Source organism: uncultured Gimesia sp. (assembly GCF_937910335.1).
Classification (GTDB): Bacteria; Planctomycetota; Planctomycetia; order Planctomycetales; family Planctomycetaceae; genus Gimesia.
The window spans coordinates 1-10,110 of record NZ_CALEMX010000115.1 but is presented as its reverse complement, the minus strand read 5'-3'; the positions used below and the strand labels follow the sequence as shown (position 1 = coordinate 10,110).

Genomic DNA, 10,110 nt, shown 5'->3' with positions numbered 1-10,110 from the left:
GCATTGTTTCGCGCGTTGTTTCAACCAGTTCTTTTTTTAACGCGACGTATGATTCAAAGCGCGGAACATTAATAGATTCAAATTCAGACAATCGCTGCATATAACGATTGAAGTGCAGATGATAGACACCGCTTTGAATACACGCGTGCGAACCTGAGAGCCCTTCTACTTGAGCCGTGATCTGGGCATCGATCAAACGACTACGATCCAGCTTCCCTTTGATTAAAAGTAGTGCAATTTCGTCCCGATAATCGTGATCTTCTTCCGAATTCTGATGATCTAGAAATGCCTGAACCCAGTCTCTGGACAGCAGAAACCAATTCATCGGATTCTCGCTGGTCGCAGCTAGACTTTCTTCGAATCGCTCGAGGGCGTTATTGTGCTTCAAATATTTTTCGAAGTCATTGTAGAGATCAGCGGCGCGTTTGCTGATCACAAATGGGTTGGCGCCTACTAACTCCTCAAATAAATACTCGGCTGATTCCGGAATCAATGCTTGATCCAAACTGGATATTTTCTCGACGAACAGTGTGAGCTGCTGCTTTAATTCATTGATGTAATACTGCTGCTGTCCCGTTTGGGGGAATACTTGCATGATTTTGCCAAAACCGGCCAGCTTACTGGCAAAGAGTGTTTTGGATTCTTCGTCACAAAAATAGTCCCAATACAAAGTCGCCAATGCTCGTGCGCTCGATTGATATTTCAAGAGCCCCAATGCTGGTTTGACATGTAATAGTGACCGGAGCAGAAGGAGTGCGTCCTGATCGTGAACCCCTTTTACATAACCTTCGCTATAGCGGGGTCCCATAAATATCTGGATAAACGCCAGAAGTTCCTCATCGGACAGTTTTACAAGAGATTCGACTGAATGCTCTGAATCGGTTTCCAGTGATTTCAAAAGGCAATACGTTAAATATTCCGCCCGATACACATTACGATTTTCTGAGACGACTTCCTGATTCCAGACCTCTTTCGTCGCTAGAAGGCGTTCATCTTTGATGACTTCAAAGAAATTAGTACCCGTCAAATGCAACTGCAGGGCATCATCGCGGTAGACCGTCGTCAGATCCAGAGGCTGACGGTTGACTGTGAACTTGCGACTGCCGAGTTTGATGATGTTCTCGCCATCAACAAACAATTCCTGTTTATCTTTTAACTGCCTGACGGCGTCTTCTCGAACACTCTTTAGGCGCCCCTGAATATCATCAACTTTGACAGTGTCATCCAGCTCGCCCAACTGGCGAACAATATCTCTGACTTTATCGATCATCAGGTCTGATGCAAAGTACCCGTTGATTTCATTGATTGACTTCAACTGCTCTGCACGGCTCCGGATGCCCGTCAGAATTCGATCTGCTGATTTTGCGAGAGAATTGGCCCGCTTGTTGCGACCTTCTACAATCGATAGCTTGCGCGATTCAAAAGCGGCATAAATCTCTTCCCGCTTTTCCGTTAACTGTTCAACAAATTCATCGAATTCCGAAAACCGTCCTTCGAGTTCCTCTACCTGAATCATCAGCTTCGTAAGATAATCATCACATTTTCCAGGTGAATCAGAGACATCCAGGTAATTCACGACTCCTTGATTGAGAAGCTTGACCTGTGCATTGAATTCCGCCACGCCTTCGACTGACATCAAATCCTTGATGCGTCCCTTCAGGGCTGCCCGCGACTGATTGATGCGTGAGAAGTTTACTGAAATGTTATCGATAATGGCCGTGCGCTGCGTTGTGTCTTCGACTTTAAGATTACTGACAATGTCGATCAGCATTTCCAGTTCGTTTGAACTGGCTTCTATCTCTTTTTCCACTTTCCGCGCGTCGGCAACTTTTTCAACGGTTTCGATCTGTTGTGTGGCTGCAGAAATTCGATCCGCATACGGTTTGAGTGCATCATTTCGCAGCAGGAAGGAAACACAGCGCGTTGCCAGTTTATCAGTTCGCTCGCCAACATTTTTTTCCAGTTGGTCAATGAGGCTGTGATCGACATACCGCAGATCACGTAGAGAGATGACGTCGCCTCGTAATCCTCTCAACTTGGCCAGGCTCTGAACGAAATCGTCGATTTTATCAAAACGACGTTGATCGATTTCGGTAAATGTCTTCTTTGTTTTTAACTCGACTTCGTTTGTTGATTTTTTTGTACTCTGTCTGAGTAGTAAAACCTTTTCATACTCGGAAACCGCTGCTTCTGCAGCCCTTTTGATTTCGAGAACAACCTCACCCAGTTCAAACGTTTCCTCGTGATTGATCCAGAAGTACGAATCCAGTACATCGCTGGTATGCTTCACCAGGTCAACGTACAAATTTTCATATGCGTCTTTACGATAAATCAAACCAAGGACTTCATGGCATTCCGCCATGCCGCGTACGACGTCTTTGTTGCCGATTTTATTGAGGTAAGAATCCGTTTTGTGTGGAACCTGGAAAGATTCACTGATGTAGGGCGTTTTCCAGAGTTGAATCGTGTGATGCTTCTGCGGCTCATCCTGCCCGGAAAAACAGATGAGTTCTCCCCCTTCAAACCGGGTGAACCCGTGGCAGATTAAAGGTGTATCGAGTCTTTGCTCGATCACATTATATTGCAGTAATACGTAAACACCCTGATCGGGTTGATAAAACACGTAGAGAAAATCTTCTCCATTGGGAGAGGCGATTCGCTCCTGGTAGAGCATATTTTGCAGTTCGGTTTCGAATGTTTTTGATTCACCATTTTGCAGATAGTAACCATTCGAAAAAACGAGCCCATGATCATCGGGCAGCAAAATACAGGCATCTCTAATGGAATCAAGGCGTTGCGCTTTTTGCAGTTTCTCGTTATAGATAAAATAGCGATACTCTGTTTCCTGATAGGGACGAATTTTAAGCAAAATCAGCGAACCGATAATGGCATAAAATATTTCCGCATCATCCAGGATCTGATCGGGATCATTGACGGGCTCGGAATAGATTCCTTCCCCGGTCTCTGTATTGTTTTCGATCTTGATTGTCAGGTCACCGCCTATGGTTTCGACGAAAAGTCGATCATCGATCGAAATATGCGGATGCAATCCCTTGTAATGCAAATCGCGATGTGTGCGCGTCCATTGAAACTCTTGCTGTGGTGGAAACTGAACTTCGTGATCGCTGCGATTGTCGACATAAACCAGTTGATCATTTTGCATGGCCCATTTGAAAGACTTAAAATCTTTGGGACCATTACCAACTTTAAACAGCATATACAAAAAAGGACCTTTGACAAAAAACTTGGCAAAGGTGGCATTTTTGTAGTAACGGTAGATGTCTTTGAAGTCTTTATCAAACGCCGGATCCTGAATCAAATCCAGTGGCAAGGCGTGATAGATGCCATCTTTAAATTCGTAGACCGAGAAAACATCGCTGAGATGGGTTTCTGATTTCAGTCCAAAGTGAACATTGTATCCGAATAAAAATCGGTTACCGACGGCCAGCATATCGCGTGGGATACAGTTATGCTCTGTCGTGATCCGCTCACTGCCCAGCAGCTGGGTTTCAATCGAGCCGAATACTTCTTTTCGCAGATCATTCAGGTTACCCAGCCGCGACTGAAGCTCTTTACCGTGACTCTGCAAACGATTTTGGATAATTTCGTAGGTACTGCTCTCCAGGGCAATGGCATCTGCATTGTCCGGCGCAGTCTCTTGAGAATCATTTTCCAAATCGGCCATTGATGGTATTTCCCGGGACATCCTGTTTTTGTTTATTTCCGCAAGCGTGATTGAGTCATTTTATCAATCGGCTCTCCTCACATAACATTATTATTCATGTGAGGAGTCAGCCGAATGAAACTCTTTCAAAAGTCGAAAGTGTTCAGGTTTACCTTCCTACTTTTTAGGTTTCGCTTTCACGAAGGATGCCACTTTTTGCTCTGAAATCCCCAGGTTTTTCACGGTTGCCAGCAGGCGATTCAATATAGATTTATCTTCATCGCTTTCTGCTTTCACCAATAATTGCGAAATCAGAGCCGCTATGGAAAGGTTTTTTGCATCTTCAAACGAAATTCCAAAGCGGGAAATGAAGGTCTGGAGTTGATCTTCAAAGTAGTCTGGATTTCCATTGAAGAAGGTATTCTTGATATCGGTGATCGTTTCGCTGTTATGTACAAAGCGATCGACGGCTTTTCCGCTCTTGATCGAATCCACAATCTTGTCGAAGAAGGTCGTTTCTCCGCCGACGATATCAATGCGGGCAGATTTCAGTGCTTCGCCGACGATACCGGCCTGCGCTTCCGCAATTTCGGTTTGAGCAGCGATTGCCGCCAGCTCAATATCTTTATCCTTATTGATTTTGATCTTGAATTCTTCGTGTTCGCGACCGACTCCATCAAAGAGTTTCATCGCCTTGGCTTTTTCGACAATACCTGTCGCCTCAGAGCTGAACTTCATTTGCATGACGTTGGCTTCCGCGGTTCCTGTCTTTTCGGTGGCATCCGCTTTCGCAATCAATACGTTGGCTTCCGCCTGTCCTGTCTTTTCAGTACCCTCGGCTTTGGCGATCATCACGTTGGCTTCGGCCTGCCCCGTTTTCTCGGTGGCTTCTGCTTTGGCAATCATCACCTGAGCGTCTGCCAAGCCAATGGCGGCGCCGTCGGCTGTTTTGGCTTCCGCCATGACTTTGATGGCATCGGATTTCTTTTCGGTAGCCGTTTTTTCTGCTTCGGCCTCAATCACAACTTTTTGGGCCAGGAGTTCTGAAGACACTTTCTGTGCTTCAGCCGCTTTGACTTCTTTGACCAGATGTTCTTCCGCTTCCATTTCTGCTTTGGTCACTGTGACCTGTTTGAGACGGTCTGCACCGGCAAATTCTTCGGTATCTTTGATACGTTCCTGTTCTTCTACAACGGCACGCTCCACGATCACACGCTCACGAATCACTTCTTGAATATTGCGTTTTTCTACTTCGATCACTTTTTCTTTGTTGATATCTGCCAGACCGACAACCCGTTCACGTTCGGTGACCTCCAAGAGACGATCTTTCTCGACACGTTCGGCTTCCACAGCTTCAGTCCGCTGCTTGCTCTTTTCTGCCACGATGACCTGGCGGAGTTTATTTTCTTCGGCAATCGCCAACTCTTCATCAGTTCGGATACGTGCTGATTCCGCCTTGAGACGTTCTTCATGCTCTACACGTCGAGCTTCTGCTTCCTCGCGCGCTGTTAACGAGGCGATTTCTCGTGTTTGTTTTTCGACCGCTTCGACACGCTGTCGTTCCAGTTCCAGAATCGTTTCCTGTGCTTCCACGTCCTGCTTCTTAATGGTTTTTTCTTTTTCGCGTGTAATGTTATTGGATAGAATATGTTCGCGGGCTGTCAGATCGGTAATCTTTTTGATCCCTTCCGCGTCGAGAATATTTGTGGGGCTCAGCTTTTCAACGGGTGTCTGTTCCAGATAGTCAATCGCACAGTCATCCAAAACATAGCCGTTCAAATCGGTACCAATGATTTTAAGGATCTCTTCCTTGAACTTGTCCCGTTCGTTATAGAGTTCGACAAAATCGAAATGCTTACCAACGGTTTTCAATGCTTCTGAAAATTTCGCATCAAACAGTTCGATCAATGCATCGCGGCTTGAGGCTCTGCGACATCCTAGTGACTGAGCCACATTCCGAATGTCAACAGCTGTATTATTCACACGCACAAAGAAGGCGACTTCAATGTCTGCGCGAATATTGTCCCGACAAATCAGTCCAATTTCCCCTTTACGAACGATTTCAATACGTTTGACTGACAAGTCCATTTGGTCAGCCCGATGAAGAATGGGAACTACAATAATTCCGGTGCCCGTGGCAACTTTCAGTCCCCCCAGGCCGGTAATCACCAAGGCTTCTTCCGGCCCTACCTTGCGGTAAAAGCGAGAGAATGCAACTGCCATCCCCACGATGACGATCACACCATAGATGATGATCGAAATCACTTGTGAACCAAACAATTGAACAAACCCCAGCATGTAGGGTGCAGATAAAGTAAATGCCGTCATGGACATGGTATTAAGACTCCTGGTTAGTTTTTACGACGTAAAAAACCTGTTGTTCGGTGTTAAAGTCTGTCAGTTGAACCAGATCGCCCTTCTGGATCGTTTTGTCTTCGGATCGAATATGTAGTTTTAGCGGGGCTCCTTCCGCTTCCAGTTCTGCCTGCCCAAATCGCTCTGTCACTGACGTGCTTGTCACCTGGCAGGTTTTTCCTAACAAAGTCTCTATTTCATTCGGAGGTTTAAACCTAAACATCCCCTTTATTGGCTGTGTGAGCAGCTTGACAATTACCAGACTGATTCCAATATTTCGAGCAGCGATCGGCAGATAATCCATGATCGTGTGCACTTCGATTTTGATATCAAAATTGACCGAAAGCAACCACATGCTAAATGAAAACACACTCATCCAAAGCATGATGGGCACTTCACCCAGATTCAGAAATTTCAGTCCAATAAATCCGAAATCCAGGAATGAAGGGCTCTCCGTACTGATATCAAAATCCAGATCGAAATCGAGCAAATCGAAATCCATGAGTCCCAGAATGACACTCAGCCAATACAACATGCAAATTACCATCAGAACGGAGGCTGGTAATGTTGGCCATTCAAAACAGGATTGCAAAAACTCAGACACTGTACGCTCCCATTCTAAGGAGAACCTGAAGCCAGACGGGCTGCTGATTTTCTTTAGAAGCGATGATGTGAGATCGATTTGCCGTCTTCGAAAAAAAGATTTCAACGAGTACGGTTACTTGAGTATGAGCCGTAAAATCCAACTCATAGTATAAAGAACGCAACTTTGACTGTTTGGATCACGAAAACTTGAGAATCCAGCAGATTTTTTCTTGATATCGGAATCGTTAGCAAAAAGTCAGTTGTGCAGGGAAGATTCAATTTAATGAAATCAGACGCGCAAAACAGTGAAAATATCCGTGTGAGCTAAATTTTGCTCAAGATTTCGAATGTGCGATGTCAGTAATTGAGGTCGTCAGGGCGCAAAAAAGCCACCTGTTGTAACGATTGTATTCAACAGGTGGCATGAAATAATACTATGGTTTGCAGGAATCGATTTGATTACCCCTGCTGTTGTTGCAATTCAATTGGTGGTGCAGACATCACGTGGTATCCCGAATCGACATGATGATTTTCGCCTGTCACGCCGCTTGAGAGATCACTTAGAAGATACATGCCTGATTTGCCGACATCTTCCGGAGTGATATTTTTACGCAGGGGTGACATGGATTCATAAAGCTTCATCATCATATCAAATTCACCAACGGCAGATGAGCTGAGCGTCTTGAGTGGACCTGCACTCAAACTGTTGATGCGAATGCCCTCGGGGCCTAACTCATTCGAGAGGTACTTCACTGAATTCTCTAAAGCCGCCTTACAAACACCCATGATGTTATATCCGGGAATCACTTTTTCCCCTCCCAGATAACTGAGAGTGAGAATACTGCCACCCGGATTCAGGATGTCTTTCGCGCGACCAGTGATAGCCAATAAGCTGTATACGCTGATTTCCATCGATAGTTTGAAACCATCGCGACTCACATTATAAACGGGACCTTTCAGGTCATCCATCGGCGCATACGCCACGGAGTGCAGCAGGAAATCGATCTTGCCGTACTCTTGTTTTACCGTTTCGAAAACCCGATCAAGGTCTTCATCTTTGGTAACATCACAAGGGAGCATGATTTTTGCCCCCCTGGGTTCGACTAGTTTTCTCAAACGACGTTCCATCCGCGGACGTTCGGGGTCTTTATCGGGAAGGTGGGTAAAAGCGATTTCAGCCCCTTCGTCGTAAAGTTTTTCCGTAATGGCCCATGCAATCGAGTGGTCATTGGCAATGCCAAAAACCAGACCTTTTTTGCCTTCAAAAAGCCCCATGTTGTAGTACTCCGTAATGATTATGAGATCTGGGAAGATGAACGTTCCCTGAGAACGTTCAATTAGTTTCTTAAGTCAGAATGGTTTCTATTTGGGTATAAACTATTCGAATTGTCCGAAATAGAAAAGCCAAAGGCGGCTTGTTGTTCGTGAAAACAGCAAACCGCCTTGGATGTAAAGCATTTAGTACGACAGGAATACAGGTATTATTCTACTACAGCAACCATTGTTGTTGCTTCCTGCTCTGATTCAGCTCCTTCTTCGGTTTCATTTTCCTCATCTTCTTTATTCGGGAAGATCGCATCGACAAAACCTCTGAGATGGGCACTGCGTGTCTGATGTTGTAACTTTCGCAAAGCCTTGGACTCGATTTGTCGAATACGCTCACGAGTCACTTTAAAAATCCGACCCGTTTCTTCGAGTGTATAGCTGTAACCATCACCTAAACCATACCGCAGGCGAATAATTTCACGCTCACGATAAGTCAGGCTTTTGAGAACATGTTCGATTTTGTCTTTCAACATCTCACGCATGGCGGCATCGGCGGGTGAAGATTCATGACCGTCTTCAAGGAAATCACCAAAGCTACTGTCTTCGCTTTCTCCAACGGGAGTATCGAGACTAATGGGATGCTTCCAGGTTTTCATGATCCGTTCGGTCTCTTCTACGCCTAGACCTACCGAATCAGCGAGTTCTTCCATCGTGGGTTCACGCCCTGTTTCCTGACGAATTTGCTCACTGCGGGCTTTCAATGTAGAAATGCTCTGGAACATGTGAACGGGAATTCGAATGGTACGGGCATGGTCGGCTACGGCACGAGTAATTGCCTGACGAATCCACCATGTGGCATAAGTCGAAAACTTGTAACCGCGTCGATATTCATACTTTTCGACGCCTCGCATTAAACCGGCATTTCCTTCCTGAATCAGGTCCAGGAAGCTTAGGCCACGGTTTCGGTATTTTTTGGCAATGGATACTACCAGCCGGAGGTTACCTCCTGAAAGCTGCTGTTTGGCTTCGGTCCAGTCATCAAAGCGACGGCTGATTTCGCGAGAACGAGCCTGAAAATCATCGGATGACTCAACAACCATCACCGTCAATTCCGCCAGTTCGCGTTCTAGCAGTCGCGTATCAGTTGACTTGTGCCGAATTTGTTTAAAGTCATCCAGTTGTTCCTGAACTTCTCTGATTCGTGCGGCAATCTGGTGAATTCGCTTGAGTACTGGCTGTAGACGCTGAGTACGTAAACAAAGTTCCTCGCAGAGTGTCGCCATTTTCTGACGGCGAACCGTCATTCGCTTTAGCACTTCACGTTGTTGAGGCTTTGAGAGCTCACCAGAATTGATTGCCTCGAAATCGACTACGTTTTTTTGCATAAGCGCTTTCAAGGTTTCTATATTATAAGGCATACGCCCCATAATCTGTTCCTTGGTTGCATCTTCCGTATCTGAAGTTCGCAAGGTTCGTTCGAATGGAAGTTCACCCGCATAAACTTTTTCCAGAGTGTCGATCGCAATTTTCAACGCAAAATCAGATTCCAGCACGGTGCGGCGGAATCGCTTGCGAGTGATCTCTATCTTCTTGGCGAGAAAGATTTCACGTGAGCGGCTCAGCAAAGGAATATTTCCCATCTGGCTGAGATACATGCGAATCGGATCGCGCGAAGAGAGAGATGTTTCTGGTTCAGCGATTGCTGGGGTTGGCCCATCGGATTCTTCGCTGGAGTCCGGAGGAGAATCTGTTTCTGTAGTAGTAGTTGCACCAACGGCAGTGATTTCCTCATCATCAATATCTGCGTTGGGATCATCAATCAGATCCAGACCACGTCCTTCCAGACCTAGCACAATGTGCTCGATCAAGGCAGGATCGCCCCCTTCGTCAGGGAGAAAAGTATGAACCTGTTGAAATGTTAAAAAACCTTGTTTTTCCGCTTCCTGAAATAGTGAATTCAGATTGGCATCGAAACGGTGCACTGGTCACTCCCTTAATTTGAATGTCAAATAAATTATGGCCACACGTCCGTGTGTAACCACGGCGTTTCAGTTTATGAGTATAAAAGGAAAGTATTCTTCGAAGACATCACGGTTGCTCCTCGCACTTCCTTTTCCAAAAGTATTCTCAGCTAATTTGTTATGTAGTGTCACTCTACTCTTCATACCGCAATTCCTATAGCGATAGAGCAATGAAATCATAGCAAAAAACTCCAAAACCTGTGGACTGTTTTTGAATGT

At 45.5% G+C, this 10,110-nt stretch carries 5 protein-coding genes; all 5 read right to left on the bottom strand.

Features of this window, described 5'->3' with window-relative positions; all coding sequences use genetic code 11:
* A partial coding sequence (locus Q0668_RS04600; protein ID WP_298860481.1) for a DNA repair ATPase occupies positions 1–3,685 on the bottom strand: 3,685 nt, incomplete at its 3' end.
* A 156-nt stretch (positions 3,686–3,841) separates the two neighbouring features.
* The gene (locus Q0668_RS04595) at positions 3,842–5,962 is read right to left on the bottom strand and encodes a flotillin family protein (protein ID WP_366918868.1); all 2,121 of its coding nucleotides are present in this window, start codon (positions 5,960–5,962) and stop codon (positions 3,842–3,844) included.
* 40 nt (positions 5,963–6,002) lie between these two features.
* Positions 6,003–6,554, bottom strand: coding sequence for a hypothetical protein (locus tag Q0668_RS04590; protein ID WP_298860474.1), 552 nt, complete (start codon positions 6,552–6,554; stop codon positions 6,003–6,005).
* 509 nt (positions 6,555–7,063) lie between these two features.
* Complete coding sequence (locus Q0668_RS04585; protein ID WP_298860471.1) at positions 7,064–7,879, bottom strand: enoyl-ACP reductase; 816 nt, start codon at positions 7,877–7,879, stop codon at positions 7,064–7,066.
* Between the two features lie 206 nt (positions 7,880–8,085).
* Complete coding sequence (locus tag Q0668_RS04580; RefSeq protein WP_298860466.1) at positions 8,086–9,852, bottom strand: sigma-70 family RNA polymerase sigma factor; 1,767 nt, start codon at positions 9,850–9,852, stop codon at positions 8,086–8,088.
* Positions 9,853–10,110 lie beyond the last annotated feature (258 nt).